General features: G+C 57.1%; 17 protein-coding genes and 2 tRNA genes. 18 read left to right on the forward strand and 1 reads right to left on the reverse strand.

Annotated features, from left to right (window positions below):
* The first annotated feature begins 135 nt into the window (after window positions 1-135).
* Window positions 136-3,357, forward strand: a complete 3,222-nt coding sequence (gene carB, locus LJU29_RS05325; protein ID WP_257111746.1) for a carbamoyl-phosphate synthase large subunit — start codon at window positions 136-138, stop codon at window positions 3,355-3,357.
* Window positions 3,354-3,830 (forward strand): transcription elongation factor GreA, encoded by a 477-nt coding sequence (greA, locus tag LJU29_RS05330; RefSeq protein WP_002555134.1) that lies wholly within the window; start codon window positions 3,354-3,356, stop codon window positions 3,828-3,830. Before carB ends, greA begins: the two co-directional genes overlap by 4 nt.
* Before the next feature lie 81 nt (window positions 3,831-3,911).
* Here greA and LJU29_RS05335 read toward each other — a convergent pair whose 3' ends face one another.
* The gene (locus tag LJU29_RS05335) at window positions 3,912-4,223 is read right to left on the reverse strand and encodes a YhbY family RNA-binding protein (protein ID WP_002555133.1); all 312 of its coding nucleotides are present in this window, start codon (window positions 4,221-4,223) and stop codon (window positions 3,912-3,914) included.
* Between the two features lie 103 nt (window positions 4,224-4,326).
* On the opposite strand from LJU29_RS05335, the gene rlmE reads away from it, so the two are divergent.
* The 16 genes from rlmE (at window position 4,327) to LJU29_RS05415 (ending at window position 20,343) form a co-directional block, all read left to right on the forward strand.
* Complete coding sequence (rlmE, locus tag LJU29_RS05340; RefSeq protein ID WP_257111747.1) at window positions 4,327-4,977, forward strand: 23S rRNA (uridine(2552)-2'-O)-methyltransferase RlmE; 651 nt, start codon at window positions 4,327-4,329, stop codon at window positions 4,975-4,977.
* A gap of 193 nt (window positions 4,978-5,170) precedes the next feature.
* Window positions 5,171-7,075, forward strand: a complete 1,905-nt coding sequence (gene ftsH / locus LJU29_RS05345; RefSeq protein WP_004667397.1) for an ATP-dependent zinc metalloprotease FtsH — start codon at window positions 5,171-5,173, stop codon at window positions 7,073-7,075.
* 8 nt (window positions 7,076-7,083) lie between these two features.
* The gene (gene folP, locus LJU29_RS05350; RefSeq protein WP_005780924.1) at window positions 7,084-7,935 is read left to right on the forward strand and encodes a dihydropteroate synthase; all 852 of its coding nucleotides are present in this window, start codon (window positions 7,084-7,086) and stop codon (window positions 7,933-7,935) included.
* A 16-nt stretch (window positions 7,936-7,951) separates the two neighbouring features.
* Complete coding sequence (gene glmM, locus LJU29_RS05355; RefSeq protein WP_005744973.1) at window positions 7,952-9,295, forward strand: phosphoglucosamine mutase; 1,344 nt, start codon at window positions 7,952-7,954, stop codon at window positions 9,293-9,295.
* Window positions 9,296-9,361: 66 nt separating this feature from the next.
* Window positions 9,362-10,117, forward strand: coding sequence for a triose-phosphate isomerase (gene tpiA, locus LJU29_RS05360; RefSeq protein WP_002555128.1), 756 nt, complete (start codon window positions 9,362-9,364; stop codon window positions 10,115-10,117).
* 4 nt (window positions 10,118-10,121) lie between these two features.
* Window positions 10,122-10,502: a preprotein translocase subunit SecG gene (gene secG, locus LJU29_RS05365; protein ID WP_004656657.1), complete on the forward strand. Its 381-nt coding sequence runs from the start codon at window positions 10,122-10,124 to the stop codon at window positions 10,500-10,502.
* A gap of 45 nt (window positions 10,503-10,547) precedes the next feature.
* A tRNA-Leu gene (locus LJU29_RS05370) sits at window positions 10,548-10,633 on the forward strand.
* 95 nt (window positions 10,634-10,728) lie between these two features.
* Window positions 10,729-10,805: transfer RNA gene (locus LJU29_RS05375), tRNA-Met, on the forward strand.
* A gap of 130 nt (window positions 10,806-10,935) precedes the next feature.
* Complete coding sequence (gene rimP / locus LJU29_RS05380) at window positions 10,936-11,394, forward strand: ribosome maturation factor RimP (RefSeq protein WP_002555126.1); 459 nt, start codon at window positions 10,936-10,938, stop codon at window positions 11,392-11,394.
* Between the two features lie 59 nt (window positions 11,395-11,453).
* Window positions 11,454-12,935 (forward strand): transcription termination factor NusA, encoded by a 1,482-nt coding sequence (nusA, locus tag LJU29_RS05385; RefSeq protein ID WP_002555125.1) that lies wholly within the window; start codon window positions 11,454-11,456, stop codon window positions 12,933-12,935.
* Window positions 12,936-12,962: 27 nt separating this feature from the next.
* Window positions 12,963-15,494 carry a translation initiation factor IF-2 gene (infB, locus tag LJU29_RS05390; protein WP_005733039.1) on the forward strand — a complete coding sequence of 844 codons (2,532 nt, stop codon included), beginning with the start codon at window positions 12,963-12,965 and terminating at the stop codon, window positions 15,492-15,494.
* A 159-nt stretch (window positions 15,495-15,653) separates the two neighbouring features.
* The gene (rbfA, locus tag LJU29_RS05395) at window positions 15,654-16,070 is read left to right on the forward strand and encodes a 30S ribosome-binding factor RbfA (RefSeq protein ID WP_057453249.1); all 417 of its coding nucleotides are present in this window, start codon (window positions 15,654-15,656) and stop codon (window positions 16,068-16,070) included.
* 3 nt (window positions 16,071-16,073) lie between these two features.
* Complete coding sequence (truB, locus tag LJU29_RS05400) at window positions 16,074-16,991, forward strand: tRNA pseudouridine(55) synthase TruB (protein WP_004656648.1); 918 nt, start codon at window positions 16,074-16,076, stop codon at window positions 16,989-16,991.
* Between the two features lie 159 nt (window positions 16,992-17,150).
* Window positions 17,151-17,420 carry a 30S ribosomal protein S15 gene (gene rpsO / locus LJU29_RS05405; protein ID WP_002555121.1) on the forward strand — a complete coding sequence of 90 codons (270 nt, stop codon included), beginning with the start codon at window positions 17,151-17,153 and terminating at the stop codon, window positions 17,418-17,420.
* A 175-nt stretch (window positions 17,421-17,595) separates the two neighbouring features.
* Complete coding sequence (pnp, locus tag LJU29_RS05410) at window positions 17,596-19,701, forward strand: polyribonucleotide nucleotidyltransferase (RefSeq protein WP_257111748.1); 2,106 nt, start codon at window positions 17,596-17,598, stop codon at window positions 19,699-19,701.
* Window positions 19,702-19,989: 288 nt separating this feature from the next.
* The gene (locus LJU29_RS05415) at window positions 19,990-20,343 is read left to right on the forward strand and encodes a BON domain-containing protein (RefSeq protein ID WP_004656644.1); all 354 of its coding nucleotides are present in this window, start codon (window positions 19,990-19,992) and stop codon (window positions 20,341-20,343) included.
* Window positions 20,344-20,349 lie beyond the last annotated feature (6 nt).

The following is a 20,349-nucleotide window of genomic DNA, read 5'->3' on the forward strand; positions in this document are numbered from 1 at the left end:
CGGTTGCCTTGAGACTGTAATACGCAGGTGCCCTGGGCGGCCCCGGATCAAGTGTCCGGTTGCTGCCGCCCAGGCCACCTCAAAGAAATGTTCAAGACGGCTTGCCGACTGACCTGCGGATTTGAGTGACAACCCATGCCAAAACGTACAGATATTAAAAGCATCCTGATTCTCGGCGCCGGCCCTATCGTGATCGGCCAGGCCTGTGAATTCGACTACTCCGGCGCCCAGGCCTGCAAGGCACTGCGCGAAGAGGGTTACCGCGTCATCCTGGTGAACTCCAACCCGGCCACCATCATGACCGACCCGGCCATGGCCGACGCGACATACATCGAGCCGATCAAGTGGCAGACCGTTGCCAAGATCATCGAAAAAGAGCGTCCTGACGCACTGCTGCCGACCATGGGCGGCCAGACCGCTCTGAACTGCGCACTGGACCTGGAGCGCGAAGGCGTTCTGGAGAAGTTCGGCGTGGAGATGATCGGTGCCAACGCCGATACCATCGACAAGGCTGAAGACCGCTCGCGTTTCGACAAGGCCATGAAGTCTATCGGCCTGGCGTGCCCGCGTTCCGGTATCGCGCACAGCATGGAAGAAGCCAACGCGGTTCTCGAAAAGCTCGGCTTCCCGTGCATTATTCGTCCATCGTTCACCATGGGCGGCACGGGCGGCGGTATCGCGTACAACCGTGAAGAGTTCGAAGAAATCTGCGCTCGCGGTCTGGACCTGTCGCCGACCAAAGAGCTGCTGATCGACGAATCGCTGATCGGCTGGAAAGAGTACGAAATGGAAGTTGTCCGCGACAAAAAGGACAACTGCATCATCGTCTGCTCGATTGAAAACTTCGACCCGATGGGCGTGCACACCGGCGACTCCATCACCGTTGCTCCGGCACAGACCCTGACCGACAAGGAATACCAGATCCTGCGTAATGCCTCGCTGGCAGTGCTGCGCGAGATCGGCGTTGAAACCGGTGGTTCCAACGTTCAGTTCGGCATCTGCCCGGACACCGGCCGTATGGTCGTGATCGAGATGAACCCGCGCGTATCGCGTTCCTCGGCGCTGGCCTCCAAGGCGACCGGCTTCCCGATTGCCCGCGTTGCCGCCAAGCTGGCAGTGGGCTACACCCTTGACGAGTTGTCGAACGAAATCACCGGCGGCAAGACGCCGGCTTCGTTCGAACCGTCGATCGACTACGTCGTCACCAAGCTGCCGCGCTTTGCTTTCGAGAAATTCGCCAAGGCGGATGCGCGTCTGACCACTCAGATGAAGTCGGTCGGTGAAGTCATGGCCATCGGCCGCACTTTCCAGGAGTCCCTGCAGAAAGCCTTGCGCGGCCTGGAAGTCGGCGTTTGCGGTCTCGATCCGAAGCTGGATCTGAGCCACCCTGAAAGCATGAGCACGCTCAAGCGCGAGCTGACTGTGCCGGGTGCCGAGCGTATCTGGTACGTCGCCGACGCCTTCCGCGCAGGCATGACGGTTGAAGAAATCTTCGCCATGAACATGATTGACCCCTGGTTCCTGGTGCAGATCGAAGATCTGGTCAAGGACGAAGAGAAGGTCAAGACGCTGGGCCTGTCGGCAATCGATCGTGACCTGATGTTCCGCCTCAAGCGCAAGGGCTTCTCCGATGCGCGTCTGGCCAAGCTGGTCGGCGTCACCGAAAAGAACCTGCGTACGCATCGTCACAAGCTGGACGTGTTCCCGGTCCACAAGCGCGTCGACACCTGCGCCGCCGAGTTCGCAACCGACACCGCGTACCTGTACTCGACGTACGAAGAAGAGTGCGAAGCCAACCCTTCGACGCGCGACAAGATCATGATCCTCGGCGGTGGCCCTAACCGTATCGGCCAGGGTATCGAGTTCGACTACTGCTGTGTACACGCGGCCCTGGCGCTGCGTGAAGACGGGTACGAGACCATCATGGTCAACTGCAACCCGGAAACCGTTTCCACCGATTACGACACCTCTGACCGCCTGTACTTCGAGCCTGTCACCCTGGAAGACGTGCTGGAAATCGTGCGGGTCGAGAAGCCGAAAGGTGTGATCGTCCAGTACGGTGGCCAGACGCCGCTGAAACTGGCACGTGCCCTTGAAGCAGCCGGTGTGCCGATTATCGGCACCAGCCCTGACGCCATTGACCGTGCCGAAGACCGTGAGCGCTTCCAGCAAATGGTCGAGCGCCTCAACCTGCGTCAGCCGCCAAACGCCACTGTGCGTAGCGAAGACGAAGCCATTCGTGCTGCGGCGAAGATCGGTTATCCGCTGGTGGTGCGCCCGTCCTATGTACTGGGCGGCCGCGCGATGGAAATTGTGTACCAGGAAGACGAGCTCAAGCGTTACCTGCGTGAAGCGGTTCAAGTGTCCAACGACAGCCCGGTGCTGCTGGACCACTTCCTGAACTGTGCCATCGAGATGGACGTCGATGCGGTCTGCGACGGGACTGACGTGGTGATTGGCGCGATCATGCAGCACATCGAGCAGGCGGGCGTTCACTCCGGTGACTCCGCATGCTCGCTGCCGCCGTACTCGCTGCCTGCACACATCCAGGACGAGATGCGCGAACAGGTCAAGAAAATGGCTCTGGAGCTGGGCGTTGTCGGCCTGATGAACGTACAGCTGGCACTTCAGGGCGAAGATATCTACGTCATTGAAGTCAACCCGCGTGCATCGCGTACCGTGCCGTTCGTTTCCAAGTGCATCGGTGTTTCCCTGGCCATGATCGCGGCTCGCGTGATGGCAGGTAAAACCCTGAAAGAGCTGAACTTCACCAAGGAAATTATCCCGAACTTCTACAGCGTGAAGGAGGCAGTGTTCCCGTTTGCCAAATTCCCTGGCGTTGACCCGATCCTCGGCCCGGAAATGAAATCGACCGGCGAAGTGATGGGCGTGGGCGATACCTTCGGTGAAGCGTTCGCCAAGGCTCAGATGGGCGCGAGCGAAGTGCTGCCGACTGGCGGTACTGCTTTCATCAGTGTGCGTGACGATGACAAGCCTCTGGTTGAAGCAGTCGCCCGTGACCTGATCAATCTGGGTTTCGAAATCGTTGCTACCGCAGGTACTGCCAAGCTGATCGAGGCGGCAGGCCTGAAAGTACGTCGCGTGAACAAGGTGACCGAAGGGCGCCCACACGTGGTCGACATGATCAAGAATGACGAAGTCACCCTGATCATCAACACCACCGAAGGTCGTCAGTCGATCGCCGATTCCTACTCCATCCGTCGCAACGCCTTGCAGCACAAGATCTACTGCACCACTACCATTGCAGCAGGCGAAGCGATCTGTGAAGCGCTCAAATTCGGTCCCGAGAAGACCGTACGTCGCTTGCAGGATCTCCATGCAGGATTGAAGGCATGATCAAATACCCAATGACCGTTCAGGGCGCTCGCGCCCTGGAAGAAGAGCTGACTCACCTGACCAAGGTGATCCGTCCCAAGTTGAGCCAGGACATCGGTACTGCGCGCGAACTGGGCGACCTCAAGGAAAACGCTGAATACCACGCTGCCCGCGAGCAGCAGGGTATGGTCGAGGCGCGTATTCGTGATATTGAAGGCCGCATGCAGAACGCTGTGGTGATCGACGTTACGACTATTCCGCACACTGGCAAGGTGATTTTCGGCACGACAGTCGAAATCGCCAACGTCGAAACCGACGAAAGCGTTGTCTACCAGATCGTTGGTGAGGACGAGGCGGATATCAAGAAGGGCAAGATTTCAGTGGGTTCGCCCATTGCTCGCGCCTTGATTGCCAAGGAAGAGGGTGATGTCGTCGTCGTGAAAACGCCTAGCGGCGTTATCGAATACGAAATCATCGAAGTGCGTCACATCTGATGCCTGTCGCCCGCTTTGGCGGGCGCAGTCAGCAGCAAAAGAGAGTCAGGGCACGCCTTTTGGCGGCCCTGACTTCTGTTTTTATCCGTGCGCGCGGTGGACGTTGGAGAGCTGCTTGTTTACCTTTGGGTTCTTGCGGTAGATCAGCGCCATTTTGCCGATGACCTGTACAAGATCCGCCGAACCTGCTTTGCACAGTTCTGCAACGGCGCCCAGGCGGCTCTCGCGATCAAGGATGTTGAGCTTGATCTTGATCAGCTCGTGATCGCTCAATGCGCGTTCAAGCTCTGCAAGTACACCTTCAGTCAAACCATTGTCAGCCACGATCAACACCGGTTTCAGATGGTGGCCAATGGATTTGTATTGTTTCTTCTGCTCTGGAGTGAGCGGCATAATCTGACCTCTGCGTCTGATCTTTTAAAAGCGGCGGCCAGTTTACCCGAGCGAGTCCGGGACCGCCCAGTTAATCACGACTCGTTTATTTTTGAGGTGCCCCGTGGCCCGTTCCAAGACAAGCCATAACTGGCTCAAAGAACACTTCGACGACAAGTACGTCAAAATGGCGCAGAAGGACGGCTACCGTTCGCGCGCCAGCTACAAGCTGCTCGAGATTCAGGAAAAGGACAAACTCATCCGTCCGGGCATGACCGTTATCGACCTCGGTGCTGCGCCGGGAGGTTGGTCGCAGGTGACCAGTCGTCTGATCGGCGGTCAAGGTCGTCTGATTGCTTCCGACATCCTTGAAATGGACAGCATCCCTGATGTGACCTTCATTCAGGGGGATTTTACCGAGGACAAGATTCTCGAGCAGATTCTTGAGGCAGTCGGTAATACGCAGGTAGACCTTGTGATTTCCGATATGGCCCCCAATATGAGTGGATTGAGCGCTGTAGATATGCCGCGTGCGATGTTTCTCTGTGAATTGGCGATGGATCTGGCCGGTCGGGTACTACGTCCCGGTGGCGATTTTCTGATCAAGGTCTTCCAGGGTGAAGGCTTCGATGTCTACCACAAGGATATTCGCAAGCTGTTTGACAAGGTGCAGATGCGCAAACCTTCGTCATCCCGCGACAGGTCACGCGAGCAATACCTGCTGGCTCGCGGCTTTCGTGGAATCGACGGGGCAGCCAGCATCGAGCGTTTTTGAAGGGGCACGATAGCTTTTTTCAAATGGCGTTACCGATGCAGCATGACTGAACATTGTGTTGTCAAAGTTTCACAAAGGGTTACAGACGGTGTCTGCCGTATCTGTAGGTTCTGTAGTAAGTTAGGCCGGTGAATATCATGCGAGGCACGCTTGCTGCGTGGAGCTTGCTTCAGAGGGTAGCTAATTGAACGATATGGCAAAGAATTTGATCCTGTGGTTGATCATCGCGGCTGTCCTGGTGACGGTGATGAACAACTTCTCCAGCCCTAACGAGCCGCAGAACCTCAACTATTCCGAGTTCATCCAGCAGGTCAAGGATGGCAAGGTCGAGAAGGTCTCTGTCGACGGCTACGTCATTACGGGCAAGCGCAGTGATGGCGACACCTTCAAGACCATCCGCCCGAACATTCCGGACAACGGTCTGATCGGTGATCTGGTCAGCAACAACGTCGTGATCGAAGGCAAGCAGCCTGAGCAGCAGAGCATCTGGACTCAGTTACTGGTGGCCAGCTTCCCCATCCTGGTGATCATTGCGGTGTTCATGTTCTTCATGCGCCAGATGCAGGGCGGGGCGGGCGGCAAGGGCGGCCCGATGAGCTTTGGCAAAAGCAAGGCGCGTCTGTTGTCCGAAGATCAGGTCAAGACCACCCTGGCCGATGTTGCCGGTTGTGACGAAGCCAAGGAAGAAGTCGGCGAGCTTGTCGAGTTCCTCCGTGACCCGGGCAAGTTCCAGCGTCTCGGCGGCCGTATCCCGCGTGGCGTTCTGATGGTCGGTCCTCCGGGTACTGGTAAGACGCTGATCGCCAAGGCCATTGCCGGCGAGGCGAAAGTGCCGTTCTTCACCATTTCCGGTTCTGATTTCGTCGAGATGTTCGTGGGCGTCGGTGCAAGCCGCGTCCGTGACATGTTCGAACAGGCCAAAAAACATGCTCCTTGCATCATCTTCATCGACGAAATCGATGCGGTCGGTCGCCATCGTGGCGCTGGCATGGGTGGTGGTCACGACGAGCGTGAGCAGACTCTCAACCAGTTGCTGGTCGAGATGGACGGTTTTGAAATGAATGACGGCATCATCGTCATTGCCGCTACCAACCGTCCTGACGTGCTCGACCCGGCGTTGCTGCGTCCGGGCCGCTTCGACCGTCAGGTGGTTGTAGGTCTGCCGGACATTCGTGGCCGCGAGCAGATCCTCAAGGTTCACATGCGCAAGGTTCCAATGGGCGAAGACGTCAATGCAGGCGTTATCGCTCGCGGTACACCGGGCTTCTCCGGTGCCGATCTGGCTAACCTGGTCAACGAAGCGTCGCTGTTCGCTGCTCGCTCCGGCAAGCGCGTCGTAGAGATGAAAGAGTTCGAACTGGCCAAGGACAAGATCATGATGGGCGCCGAGCGCAAATCGATGGTCATGTCCGAAAAGGAAAAGCGCAACACGGCCTACCACGAAGCGGGTCACGCTATCGTAGGGCGTCTGGTGCCTGAGCATGATCCGGTCTACAAGGTCTCGATCATTCCTCGCGGTCGCGCGCTGGGTGTAACCATGTTTCTTCCTGAAGAAGACCGTTACAGCCTGTCCAAGCGCGCACTGATCAGCCAGATCTGCTCGCTTTACGGTGGCCGTATTGCTGAAGAAATGACCCTTGGCTTCGATGGCGTCACGACAGGTGCATCCAATGACATCATGCGTGCCAGTCAGATTGCCCGGAACATGGTCACCAAATGGGGTTTGTCTGAAAAGCTCGGCCCGCTGATGTATTCGGAAGACGAAGATGCAGGTTACCTGGGGCGCGGCAGCAGCCAGAACTCCAGCGTTTCCGGCGATACTGCCAAGCTCATCGACTCTGAAGTGCGCAGCATCATCGATCACTGCTACGGCACTGCCAAGCAGTTGCTCACGGACAATCGTGACAAGCTTGAAGCGATGGCCGATGCGCTGATGAAGTATGAAACCATTGATGCCGATCAGATCGACGACATCATGACCGGTCGCGTGCCTCGTGAACCGCGTGACTGGGGCGGTGGTTCGGGTACCAACGGTACTCCGATCACACCTGACCCTCGTCCGGAAACTCCGATTGGCGGCCCTGCTGCCGAGCACTAAGGTCTGACATGACATCTGCGCTGTACCCAACCCGGTTGCCTTGCGGCAACCGGGTTCTTGATTTGGCCCATACACACGTGATGGGTATCCTCAACGCAACCCCGGACTCCTTTTCCGATGGCGGCCGCTACAGCCAGCTTGATGCTGCCTTGCGTCATGCCGAAGCAATGGTGCAGGCTGGTGCCACACTGATCGACGTCGGCGGCGAGTCGACGCGCCCGGGTGCGCGTCCGGTGTCTGCGTCAGAGGAGGTCGAGCGTGTGGCGCCGGTGGTTGAGGTCATCGCGCGCGAGCTGGATGTGATCATCTCTGTGGATACGTCGACACCTGAGGTCATGCTGGCGACGGCTGGCCTGGGTGCCGGGCTTATCAATGACGTCCGCTCGCTTCAGCGGCCAGGCGCGCTTGAGGCGGCTGCAAGCACTGGTTTGCCGGTGTGTCTCATGCACATGCTGGGTGAGCCCGGAACCATGCAGGATGATCCGTATTACGACGACCTAGTGGGCGAAGTGGGCGCTTTCCTGCTCGAGCGCATCAATCAGTGTGCTGCAGCGGGAATCGATCAGCAAAAGATCATTCTTGATCCGGGCTTTGGTTTTGCCAAGACACTGGAGCACAATTTGAGCCTGTTCAAGCACATGGAAGCGCTGCATGCGCTCGGTCAACCTTTGCTGGTGGGCGTTTCGCGCAAGAGTATGATCGGTGCTGTGCTGGGACGACCTGTCGATCAGCGTCTGTCCGGTGGGCTGGCCCTGGCTGCTTTGGCTATGACCAAGGGGGCCCGAATTCTACGTGTGCACGATGTCGCCGAAACGGCTGACGTGGTGCGCATGATCGCAGCTGTCCAGGCAGCTGAATAACAACAGTGGGGCATCCATGACTACCAGAAAATATTTCGGAACCGACGGCATTCGTGGTCGTGTAGGGCAATTTCCGATTACGCCCGAGTTCATGCTGAAACTGGGTTGGGCTGCAGGCATGGCCTTTCGCAAGATGGGCGCCTGCCGGATTCTCGTCGGCAAGGACACGCGCATCTCTGGCTACATGTTCGAATCCGCGCTTGAAGCCGGGCTCTCTGCGGCCGGTGCTGACGTGCTACTGCTGGGGCCTATGCCGACACCAGCCATTGCCTACCTGACGCGTACGTTTCATGCCGAAGCAGGCATCGTCATCAGTGCTTCGCATAATCCTCACTATGACAACGGCATCAAGTTCTTCTCCGGTCAGGGCACCAAACTGCCTGACGAGATCGAAATGATGATCGAAGAGCTGCTCGATGCGCCGATGACCGTGGCGGAGTCCGAGAATCTTGGCAAGGTTTCGCGAATTAACGATGCCGCAGGGCGTTATATCGAATTCTGCAAAAGCAGCGTGCCGACCAGCACCGATTTCGCCGGCCTCAAGGTGGTTATCGACTGCGCGCATGGTGCGACCTACAAGGTAGCGCCCAACGTCTTTCGTGAGCTCGGAGCGCAGGTTGTCGTACTTTCTGCGCAGCCTGACGGGCTCAATATCAACAAGAATTGCGGCTCCACTCACATGGAGGCCTTGCAGGCGGCAGTGGTCGCAGAGCATGCCGACATGGGCATTGGCTTCGACGGTGACGGCGATCGCGTGTTGATGGTTGACCATACCGGGACCATCGTTGATGGCGACGAGCTGCTTTACATCATTGCCCGTGATCTGCATGAACGTGGACGCTTGCAGGGTGGTGTCGTCGGCACGTTGATGAGTAATCTCGGGCTTGAACTGGCCTTGGCCGAACAGAACATCCCGTTTGTTCGCGCCAACGTCGGTGACCGTTATGTGATCGCCGAGTTGCTTGAGCGCAACTGGCAGATCGGCGGTGAAAACTCCGGCCATATCGTGTGCTTCCAGCACGCTACCACCGGTGATGCGATCATTGCTTCGTTGCAGGTAATACTGGCCCTGCGTCGCAGCGGCATCAGCCTCGCCGAAGCGCGCTTGAAGCTGCGCAAATGCCCGCAGATCCTGATCAATGTGCGCTTTGCAGGTTCAGGTGTAGATCCCGTTTCGCACCCGTCGGTCCAGCAAGCCTGTGCGCGTGTTACCGAGCAGATGGCCGGACGGGGCAGGGTACTGCTGCGCAAGTCGGGCACAGAGCCTTTGGTGCGCGTGATGGTCGAAGGTGAGGATGAAACCCAGGTCAGATCGTACGCCGAAGAGCTCGCAAAACTGGTTGCTGAAGTTTGCGCCTGATTTCGGCTTGCCAGTGTCGGAAGTGTTGGGTAACATCTGCGCCCACTTTGACCCACGAGGTGTAGCATGCGTCGCCCAATGGTAGCTGGTAACTGGAAAATGCACGGTACCCGCGCCAGCGTCGCTGAGCTGATCGAGGGTTTGGGCAAGCAGGTGTTGCCAGGCAGCGTCGATATCGCCGTAATGCCTGCAAGTCTGTTTACCAATCAGGTGATCGAAGGGCTTCAGGCAACGTCGATCATTGTCGGTGCGCAGGATGCAGCCATTCAGGCTGAGCAGGGCGCGCTGACCGGTGAGATCGCGTCTAGTCAGCTGGCTGATGCAGGTTGCAAACTGGTACTTGTCGGGCACTCCGAACGTCGTCAGCTGATTGGCGAGCAGGATGATGTGCTTAACAAGAAGTTTGCGGCGATCCAGGCAAGCGGGCTGACACCTGTGCTTTGCATAGGCGAAACGCTTGAAGAGCGCAAGGCAGGGCAGACGCTTGAAGTTGTCGGGCGTCAGCTGGACAGTGTCATCGCCGAGTTTGGCGTCAGCGCACTGATCAATGCCGTAATTGCCTACGAGCCGGTCTGGGCCATTGGCACCGGATTGACTGCTTCGCCTCAAGAGGCGCAGGAAGTGCACGCAGCAATCCGTGCGCAGCTGGCAAAAGAGAATGCCGAAGTCGCACAAGGCGTGCGACTTCTCTATGGCGGCAGCGTGAAGGCGGCCAATGCGGTCGAGCTCTTCAGCATGCCGGATATCGATGGGGGGCTCATTGGTGGAGCTTCCCTGAATGCAGATGAGTTCGGTGCGATCTGTCGCGCCGCGGGAAACTGAAAAAATGCTGGAAACAGTCGTAATCGTTTTTCACCTGTTGGGCGCTCTGGGCGTTGTTGCTCTGGTATTGCTGCAACAGGGTAAAGGTGCTGACGCCGGTGCGTCGTTCGGAGCAGGTGCATCAAATACTGTCTTCGGAGGTCAAGGAACCTCTACCTTTCTCAGTAAGTTTACTGCTATACTTGCAGCATGTTTTTTCATAACCAGCTTGGGGTTAGGTTACTTTGCTAAAGAGAAAGCTCAACAGCTGACTCAGGTAGGTTTGCCAGATCCCGCAGTGCTGGAAGTGAAGCAAAAGCCGGCAGCAGATGATGTACCGGTTCTCGAAGGGCAAAAGCCAGCCGTTGTTCCAGCTGACGTACCTCAAGCCCCAGAGAAGAAGTAAAAAAGAATTCGGCGATGTTTCGTGAGGTCGCCAAAGAGTTGTAATGCCGAGGTGGTGGAATTGGTAGACACGCAACCTTGAGGTGGTTGTGCCCAATGGGTGTAGGGGTTCGAGTCCCCTTCTCGGTACCAATTAACAAGGGAGCCCGCATTAGCGGGCTTTCTTGTAGGTGGATGTTGGATTGACCCAGCAATGGATCGGTCGTATACTTCCGCCCCAGCTTTGTCGCGGGGTGGAGCAGTTTGGTAGCTCGTCGGGCTCATAACCCGAAGGTCGTTGGTTCAAATCCAGCCCCCGCAACCAGTTTTAGCGGAGCCCCTTTTAAGGGGCTTTTTGTTAGCTGGACAGTACATGACGTCGATGTTCAGCGGCGTTTTCAGGGATGGGCTTTTGCCCATTTTTTTATTTCTAAAGCATGCACGAGGGGGTTCAGGTGTCGAGCAAGCTAGAACAGTTGCAGGACTTGTTGGCCCCGGTGGTCGTGGCCCTTGGCTATCAATGCTGGGGGATCGATTTCAGTTCCCAGGGCAAGCATTCGGTGCTGCGCATTTATATTGACAAGGAAGGTGGTGTGCTGGTCGACGACTGCGCAATCGTAAGTCGCCAGATCAGCGGTGTATTGGACGTAGAAGATCCGATCAGCACTGAATACACCCTTGAAGTATCGTCTCCTGGCATGGAGCGCCCGCTGTTCACTATTGAGCAGTTTGCTTCGTACGCCGGGGAACAAGTGAAAATAAAGCTGCGTTCACCTTTCGAAGGTCGACGCAACTTTCAAGGCCTTCTCCGCGGGGTGGAGGAGCAGGATGTCGTGGTGCAGGTTGAAGACCATGAATTCCTGTTGCCGATCGACATGATCGACAAGGCCAACATTATTCCCACGTTTGACTGAGACGTGCCGGTTACTGCGGATCCCGCGGATCCAATGGCTTGCGAAAGGCGAGGCGTACGATGAGCAAAGAAGTACTGCTGGTTGTTGAGTCGGTGTCCAATGAAAAGGGCGTTCCGGCAAGTGTAATTTTTGAAGCGCTGGAGCTGGCTCTTGCCACCGCTACCAAGAAACGTTTTGAAGATGAAGTAGAACTGCGTGTAGAGATCAATCGCCAGACAGGCAACTACGAGACTTTCCGTCGCTGGACGGTTGTCGAAGACGAAGATCTGGACGATCCTGCGTACGAATTGGCCGTAGACCAGGCTCAAGTCAAGAAGCCAGGTGCCGTTGCGGGCGACCTGATCGAAGAGAAAATCGATTCCATCGAATTCGGTCGTATCGCCGCACAGACCGCCAAGCAAGTCATTGTGCAGAAAGTTCGTGAAGCCGAGCGTGCTCAGGTAGTCGATGCCTACCGTGAGCGTCTGGGTGAAATCATTTCTGGTACTGTTAAAAAGGTTACACGTGACAATGTCATCGTTGATCTGGGTAACAATGCCGAAGCCTTGCTGGCTCGTGAAGACATCATTTCCCGGGAAACTTTCCGGGTCGGTGTTCGCGTCCGTGCTTTGCTGAAGGAAATTCGTACCGAAAACCGTGGTCCTCAGCTGATCCTGTCGCGTACTGCGCCAGAAATGCTGATCGAGCTTTTCCGCATTGAAGTGCCGGAAATTGCCGAAGGTCTCATCGAGGTGATGGCTGCCTCCCGTGACCCGGGTTCTCGTGCGAAAATCGCTGTTCGCTCCAAGGATAAACGAATCGATCCGCAAGGTGCCTGTATCGGCATGCGCGGTTCGCGAGTTCAGGCTGTTTCCGGCGAGCTGGGTGGCGAGCGTGTGGATATCGTTCTTTGGGACGATAACCCGGCGCAGTTCGTGATCAATGCAATGTCCCCTGCAGAAGTAGCGGCAATCATCGTAGATGAAGACGCGCATGCAATGGATATCGCAGTGGGAGCGGACAACCTGGCCCAGGCTATTGGTCGTGGCGGTCAGAACGTGCGTCTGGCAAGTCAGCTGACTGGCTGGACCCTGAACGTAATGACCGAATCGGACATCCAGGCCAAGCAGCAAGCTGAAACCGGTGACATCCTGCGCAATTTCATCGAAGAACTTGAAGTCGATGAAGAATTGGCACAGGTGCTGGTTGATGAAGGCTTCACCAGCCTGGAAGAGATTGCCTACGTACCGTTGGAAGAAATGCTCAACATCGACGGCTTTGACGAAGAAATCGTCAACGAGCTTCGCGCTCGTGCCAAGGATCGTTTGTTGACTAAAGCCATCGCTACAGAGGAAAAGCTGGCAGACGCCCATCCGGCCGAAGACCTGCTCTCGCTTGAGGGTATGGACAAGGATTTGGCGATGGAACTGGCGGTGCGCGGCGTAATTACCCGCGAAGACCTGGCCGAGCAGTCTATAGATGACCTGCTCGACATCGACGGCATTGACGATGATCGTGCCGGCAAGTTGATCATGGCCGCCCGAGCCCACTGGTTCGAGTAATTGGGCGCGGCCTGAGGAGAGAAGTGCATGACGCAAGTCACGGTGAAAGAACTGGCCAAAGTGGTCGACACACCGGTAGAGCGCCTGTTACAGCAGATGCGTGAGGCAGGTCTGCCGCACACCGCCGCCGAGCAAGTTGTGACCGATAACGAAAAACAAGCCTTGTTGACGCACCTGAAAAGCGGTCACAAGGCCAAGGTGGAAGAGCCTCGCAAGATTACCTTGCAGCGCAAGACCACCAGCACCCTGCGCGTTGCTGGCAGCAAGAGCATCAGCGTTGAAGTGCGCAAAAAGAAAGTCTTTGTGCAGCGTAGCCCGGAAGAGATCGAAGCCGAGCGCAAGCGCGAGATGGACGAACGCCGTGCGGTAGAAAATGCCGCTCGTCAAAAGGCTGAAGAAGAAGCCAAGCGTCGCGCTGAAGAAGATGCGCGCAATCAGCCTGCCGCCGGCCAGCCTGCTTCGGCACCCGCGCAACCTGTTGCTGCAGCTGAGCCTGTGCGTGAAGCGCCAGCACCAGCAGCGGCTGCTCCGGCACCTGCCAGCGCAGCGCCGTCTGCTGACGCTCGCAAGCGTGACGAACAGCGTCGCCCTGACAAGCCTCGTGCTGACGACCGCAATGCCCGCGGCGGCGACGGGGAGCGTAAAAACGCTCCGCATCGCGCTTCGGTCAAGGAGAAGGCTCCGGCCCCTCGCGTTGCTCCCCGTACTACCGACGAAGAAAGCGACAGCTTCCGTCGTGGTGGTCGCGGCAAGTCCAAGCTGAAGAAGCGCAATGCACATGGTTTCCAGAGCCCTACCGGCCCTGTGATCCGTGACGTTGCCATCGGCGAGACCATCACTGTCGGCGAATTGTCGGCACAGATGTCGGTCAAGGCTGCTGAAGTCATCAAGTTCATGTTCAAGATGGGCACTCCGGTGACCATCAACCAGGTACTGGATCAGGAAACTGCCCAGTTGATCGCCGAAGAGCTGGGCCACAAGGTCACGCTGGTCAGCGACAACGCCCTGGAAGATTCCCTGGCCGAATCGCTGAAGTTCGAAGGTGAGTCGTTCTCCCGTGCACCGGTTGTGACCGTAATGGGCCACGTCGACCACGGTAAGACCTCGCTGCTCGACTACATCCGTCGTGCCAAGGTTGCAGCTGGCGAAGCTGGCGGCATCACCCAGCACATCGGTGCCTACCACGTTGAAACCGAACGCGGCATGGTCACGTTCCTCGACACCCCTGGTCACGCCGCGTTTACCGCCATGCGTGCTCGTGGTGCCAAGGCAACGGATATCGTGATTCTGGTGGTTGCAGCTGACGACGGCGTTATGCCGCAGACCATCGAAGCTGTTCAGCATGCTGTTGCGGCTGGCGTTCCGCTGGTTGTTGCGGTGAACAAGATCGACAAGCCTGGTGCTGACCTCGATCGTATCCGCAGCGAGCTGTCGGTCCATGGCGTGACGTCCGAAGAGTGGGGTGGTGATACGCCTTTCGTTTCGGTATCCGCGAAAATGGGTACTGGCGTCGACGAGCTGCTGGAAGCTGTTCTGCTGCAAGCCGAAGTTCTGGAACTCAAGGCAACTCCTTCGGCCCCGGGTCGTGGTGTTGTTGTCGAGTCCCGTCTGGACAAGGGCCGTGGTCCGGTCGCTACTGTTCTGGTTCAGGACGGTACGCTGCGTCAGGGCGACATGGTTCTGGTCGGTTCGAACTTCGGCCGCATCCGCGCCATGCTCGACGAGAACGGCAAGCCGGTCAAAGAAGCAGGTCCTTCGATCCCTGTCGAAATCCTGGGTCTTGACGGTACTCCGGATGCTGGCGACGAGATGTCGGTGCTGGCTGACGAGAAGAAAGCCCGCGAAGTCGCTCTGTTCCGCCAAGGCAAGTTCCGCGAGGTCAAACTGGCTCGCGCTCATGCCGGCAAGCTGGAGAACATCTTCGAGAACATGGGTCAGGAAGAGAAGAAGACGCTTAACATCGTCCTCAAATCCGACGTCCGCGGTTCTCTGGAAGCATTGCAGGGCGCCCTGGGCGGCCTGGGTAACGACGAAGTGCAAGTGCGCGTAGTCGGTGGCGGTGTCGGTGGTATCACCGAGAGCGACGCCAACCTGGCACTGGCCTCCAACGCTGTACTGTTTGGCTTCAACGTGCGTGCCGATGCTGGCGCGCGCAAGATTGTCGAGCAGGAAGGTCTGGATATGCGTTACTACAACGTGATCTACGACATCATCGAAGACGTCAAGAAAGCCCTCACCGGTATGCTTGGCAGCGACGTTCGGGAGAATATCCTGGGTATCGCCGAAGTCCGCGATGTGTTCCGTTCGCCGAAATTCGGCGCGATCGCAGGCTGTATGGTTCTGGAAGGCACTGTCTACCGTAACCGTCCGATTCGTGTTCTGCGCGAAGACATCGTTATCTTTGAAGGCGAGCTGGAATCCCTGCGCCGCTTCAAGGACGACGCTGCCGAAGTACGTGCAGGCATGGAATGCGGTATCGGCGTCAAGAGCTACAACGACGTCAAGGTCGGTGACAAGATCGAAGTCTTCGAGAAGGTCCAAGTGGCTCGCAGCCTCTAAATCGCGAGCTTCAGGAGTCATGGTGGGAGCTTCGCATGCAAATGCCCTGCTTCCCCCATGGGCTCTAAACGCAACGCCCGGTCTGGCAATTGTCAGGCCGGGCGTTTGCCGCTTTCAGACTGTCAGGGTTTGGTCCCGGATCAGTAACAGGTAACAAGCATGGCAAAAGAATACAGCCGTACCCAACGTATTGGCGATCAGATGCAGCGCGAACTGGCGCAACTGATCCGTCGCGAAATCAAGGACCCACGCGTGGGTCTGGTCACTATCACCGCCGTAGACGTCAGCCGTGACGTGGGTCATGCGAAGATTTTCATGACCGTCATGGGCCAGGACAGCGCGGAAGAGATCGCACAGACCATCAAGGTGCTCAACTCTGCCGCAGGCTTCCTGCGCATGCAGCTGGCACGCGAAATGAAGCTGCGCAGCGTGCCTCAACTGCATTTCCACTACGACGAAAGCGTCGTGCGTGGCGCGCATCTCTCGGCACTGATCGAGCGTGCGGTAGCGCAAGACGGTCAGCATCAGGAAGGCTCGGCACCGCCAGATGCAAAGCCTGAAAGTACCGAGGAATAAAGAGTGGCTCAGGTCAAGCGTATACGCCGCAACGTCAGCGGGATCATCCTGCTCGACAAGCCACTGGGTTTCACTTCCAACGCCGCTTTGCAAAAGGTTCGCTGGCTGCTCAATGCCGAGAAAGCCGGGCATACGGGCAGTCTTGATCCTCTGGCAACGGGTGTTTTGCCGTTGTGCTTTGGCGAAGCGACCAAGTTTTCCCAATACCTGCTCGATTCGGACAAGTCCTACGAGACTCTGGCGCAGTTGGGCAAAACCACCACGACTGCCGACTCCGAAGGTGAGGTTTTGCTCACGCGTCCGGTGACCGTTGGTCGCGACGATATTGAAGCGGTGTTGCCGCATTTTCGTGGGCAAATCAGCCAGATACCTCCCATGTACTCGGCCCTCAAGCGTGATGGCCAGCCACTTTACAAGCTGGCACGTGCAGGGGAAGTAGTGGAGCGCGAGCCCCGTTCTGTTACTATTGCGCGCCTGGAATTACTTGCTTGCGAAGGCGACACAGCACGTCTGTCCGTCGATTGCAGCAAAGGCACCTATATCCGTACGCTGGTCGAGGATATTGGTGAAAAGCTCGGTTGTGGTGCTTACGTCGCAGAGCTGCGCCGTACTCAGGCGGGGCCTTTCACGCTGGCTCAGACGGTTACGCTGGAAGAGCTGGAGCAAGTGCATGCCGACGGCGGCAATGAGGCGGTTGACCGCTTCCTGATGCCATCGGACAGCGGTCTGCTGGACTGGCCGCTGCTGAAGTTTTCGGAGCACAGTTCGTTTTACTGGTTGCACGGGCAGCCAGTGCGCGCGCCGGACGCACCGAAATTCGGTATGGTTCGTGTGCAGGATCACGAAGGTCGCTTCATCGGTATCGGTGAAGTCGGCGAAGACGGGCGTATTGCGCCGCGTCGATTGATTCGGTCAGAGTGACCGGAACCAGTCCGTCCGCAGGCTAGCCTGCGAGCGGGGTGGAACGAGGATGGCTGTCAACAGGCACGGTCATACCTCCTTTTTTAATACGAGGATCTGTCCTCGGCCTGTTGGAAACGTTTCTCCGGAAGCGCTTCCTTGAACAAAAGGATTGCCCACATGGCACTCAGCGTTGAAGAAAAAGCTCAGATCGTAACCGACTACCAGCAAGCTGTTGGTGATACTGGTTCGCCAGAAGTGCAAGTTGCACTGCTGACCGCCAACATCAACAAACTGCAAGGCCACTTCAAGGCCAACGGTAAGGACCACCACTCGCGTCGTGGTCTGATCCGTATGGTAAACCAGCGTCGCAAGCTGCTGGATTACCTGAAAGGTAAGGACGTTAGCCGTTACAGCGCCCTGATCGGTCGTCTGGGTCTGCGTCGCTAATAACGACGTTGCTAGAGGTTGGTTGTCTGTCACGATCCGTCGGGTTTTCCCGGTGGTTCTGGCAGGCTCCCAGCCTCAAGTTTTATCTGGACTGTGGAAGGGGCCGATTCCCCACGCTGCCCAAGAATTCGCAAGAAACCAGTTCCCCAAGAGCCACAAAGAAAGGTAGGAAACCGTGAACCCGGTAATCAAAAAGTTTCAGTTCGGTCAATCGACCGTAACCCTCGAGACAGGCCGTATCGCCCGTCAAGCCTCTGGCGCAGTATTGGTCACCGTTGACGACGACGTCAGCGTACTCGTGACTGTGGTCGGCGCCAAACAGGCTGACGCTGGCAAAGGCTTCTTCCCTCTGTCCGTGCACTATCAGGAAAAAACCTACGCTGCCGGCAAGATTCCTGGTGGTTTCTTCAAGCGTGAAGGCCGTCCTTCCGAGAAAGAAACCCTGACCTCGCGCCTGATCGACCGTCCGATCCGCCCGTTGTTTCCAGAAGGCTTCATGAACGAAGTGCAGGTTGTCTGCACCGTCGTCTCCACCAGCAAGAAAATCGATCCGGACATCGCTGCGATGATCGGTACTTCGGCTGCACTGGCCATCTCCGGTATTCCGTTCGACGGTCCGGTCGGTGCTGCGCGCGTTGCTTTCCACGAAAGCACTGGCTACCTGCTGAACCCGACTTACGAGCAACTGCAGGCTTCGAGCCTGGACATGGTCGTAGCCGGTACTTCCGAAGCCGTTCTGATGGTTGAATCCGAAGCCAAAGAGCTGACCGAAGACCAGATGCTGGGCGCTGTGCTGTTCGCCCATGACGAATTCCAGGTGGTGATCAACGCCATCAAGGAACTGGCTGCAGAAGCCGCCAAGCCTGTCTGGGACTGGCAGCCAAAGCCTGAAGCCACCGCACTGCTGGGCGCTATCCGTGCCGAGTTCGGCGACGCGATCTCCCAGGCTTACACCATCACTGTCAAAGCCGACCGCTATGCGCGCCTGAGCGAGCTGAAAGATCAGGTCGTTGCCAAGCTGGCTGTTGAAGAAGGCAGCCCGTCTGCCAGCGAAGTCAAAGCTGCTTTCGGTGAAATCGAATACCGCACCGTTCGCGAAAACATCGTCAACGGCAAGCCGCGTATCGATGGTCGCGATACTCGCACCGTTCGCCCTCTGAATATCGAAGTCGGCGTTCTGCCGAAGACTCACGGTTCGGCACTGTTCACCCGTGGCGAAACTCAGGCGCTGGTTGTTGCAACGCTGGGTACCGCGCGCGACGCACAGCTGCTCGACACCCTTGAAGGCGAGAAAAAAGACCCCTTCATGCTGCACTACAACTTCCCTCCGTTCTCGGTGGGCGAGTGTGGTCGCATGGGCGGCGCGGGCCGTCGTGAAATTGGTCACGGCCGTCTGGCCCGTCGCAGCGTTCAGGCCATGCTGCCAGGCGCCGACGTGTTCCCGTACACCATCCGTGTCGTGTCGGAAATCACCGAGTCCAACGGTTCCAGCTCCATGGCTTCGGTCTGCGGCGCTTCCCTGGCACTGATGGACGCTGGTGTTCCGATGAAGGCACCGGTTGCCGGTATCGCCATGGGTCTGGTCAAGGAAGGCGAGAAGTTCGCCATTCTGACCGACATCCTGGGTGACGAAGATCACTTGGGCGACATGGACTTCAAGGTAGCAGGTACCTCCAAAGGTGTTACCGCGCTGCAGATGGACATCAAGATCAAAGGCATCACCGAAGAAATCATGGAGATCGCCCTGGGTCAGGCCCTGGAAGCTCGCCTGAACATCCTCGGTCAGATGAACCAGATCATCGGTCAGTCGCGTAACGAGCTGTCGGCCAACGCTCCGACCATGATCGCGATGAAGATCGACACCGACAAGATCCGTGACGTGATCGGCAAGGGTGGTGCAACCATCCGTGCTATCTGCGAAGAGACCAAGGCTTCGATCGACATCGAAGACGACGGCTCGATCAAGATCTTCGGCGAGTCCAAGGAAGCGGCTGAGGCAGCACGTCAGCGCGTTCTGGGCATTACCGCAGAAGCCGAGATCGGCAAGATCTACGTCGGTAAGGTTGAGCGCATCGTCGATTTCGGCGCATTCGTCAACATCCTGCCGGGCAAGGACGGTCTGGTTCACATCTCGATGCTGAGCGATGCTCGCGTAGAGAAAGTGACCGATATCCTCAAGGAAGGTCAGGAAGTCGAAGTGCTGGTACTGGACGTGGACAACCGCGGTCGTATCAAGCTGTCGATCAAGGACGTAGCGGCAGCGAAAGCGTCGGGCGTCTGATTGATCTGAGCGGCATGTGAAAAAGGACTCTTCGGAGTCCTTTTTTTATGAGCGCAATTAGAGGGTTACAAACGGGGCATGCAAACTGCTCGGTGCAAACATGCATCTTGCAAGCCCGATTAGTGACGAACGGGCAAACTGCACGACCCGGTTAAAAATTAAAAAAATTAACTATATGATTTTAAAAGGTTTTTAGTGTTTTTGGTTTTTGGCACACCGCTTGCGATATACCTGTTAACCCTGCCACCACACGCTGGTGCAGATTTTGAGAAAAACAGGAGTTATCGTATGAAGAAGTTCGCTATTGCCGCTGCTACCGCTACTGCCCTGACTCTGACCATGGCCAACGCTGCTTTCGCACAGACCTCGGCCCAAGCGCCAATGGTTCTGGCAGCTAACACCACTACTCAAGAAGTCAAAGAAGATACTTCTGACACCTGGATCACCACCAAAGTCAAAGCTGACCTGCTGACCGAGAAAGGCATCCCAGGTTCGGACATCAAGGTTGAGACCAACAAAGGCGTGGTTTCCCTTTCTTCCACTGTAGCTGTAACTGATGCTCAGAAGAAAATCGCCGTCGCTATCACCAAGAAAATCAAAGGTGTTAAAGACGTATCGGCTGCTGGCCTGAAAGCCGAGTAATCGAAT

This window comes from Pseudomonas ficuserectae (genome assembly GCF_024584585.1).
Taxonomy (GTDB): domain Bacteria; phylum Pseudomonadota; class Gammaproteobacteria; order Pseudomonadales; family Pseudomonadaceae; genus Aquipseudomonas; species Aquipseudomonas amygdali.

What these genes read in the sequence shown, in the direction of transcription:
- secG (WP_004656657.1), top strand. Translation starts at nt 10,122, where the DNA reads ATGCTGGAAACAGTCGTAATCGTTTTTCACCTGTTGGGCGCTCTGGGC.
- LJU29_RS05415 (WP_004656644.1), top strand. Translation starts at nt 19,990, where the DNA reads ATGAAGAAGTTCGCTATTGCCGCTGCTACCGCTACTGCCCTGACTCTG.
- rpsO (WP_002555121.1), top strand. Translation starts at nt 17,151, where the DNA reads ATGGCACTCAGCGTTGAAGAAAAAGCTCAGATCGTAACCGACTACCAG.
- LJU29_RS05335 (WP_002555133.1), bottom strand. Translation starts at nt 4,223, where the DNA reads ATGCCGCTCACTCCAGAGCAGAAGAAACAATACAAATCCATTGGCCAC.
- folP (WP_005780924.1), top strand. Translation starts at nt 7,084, where the DNA reads ATGACATCTGCGCTGTACCCAACCCGGTTGCCTTGCGGCAACCGGGTT.
- carB (WP_257111746.1), top strand. Translation starts at nt 136, where the DNA reads ATGCCAAAACGTACAGATATTAAAAGCATCCTGATTCTCGGCGCCGGC.
- ftsH (WP_004667397.1), top strand. Translation starts at nt 5,171, where the DNA reads ATGGCAAAGAATTTGATCCTGTGGTTGATCATCGCGGCTGTCCTGGTG.
- tpiA (WP_002555128.1), top strand. Translation starts at nt 9,362, where the DNA reads ATGCGTCGCCCAATGGTAGCTGGTAACTGGAAAATGCACGGTACCCGC.
- rbfA (WP_057453249.1), top strand. Translation starts at nt 15,654, where the DNA reads ATGGCAAAAGAATACAGCCGTACCCAACGTATTGGCGATCAGATGCAG.
- infB (WP_005733039.1), top strand. Translation starts at nt 12,963, where the DNA reads ATGACGCAAGTCACGGTGAAAGAACTGGCCAAAGTGGTCGACACACCG.
- glmM (WP_005744973.1), top strand. Translation starts at nt 7,952, where the DNA reads ATGACTACCAGAAAATATTTCGGAACCGACGGCATTCGTGGTCGTGTA.
- greA (WP_002555134.1), top strand. Translation starts at nt 3,354, where the DNA reads ATGATCAAATACCCAATGACCGTTCAGGGCGCTCGCGCCCTGGAAGAA.
- nusA (WP_002555125.1), top strand. Translation starts at nt 11,454, where the DNA reads ATGAGCAAAGAAGTACTGCTGGTTGTTGAGTCGGTGTCCAATGAAAAG.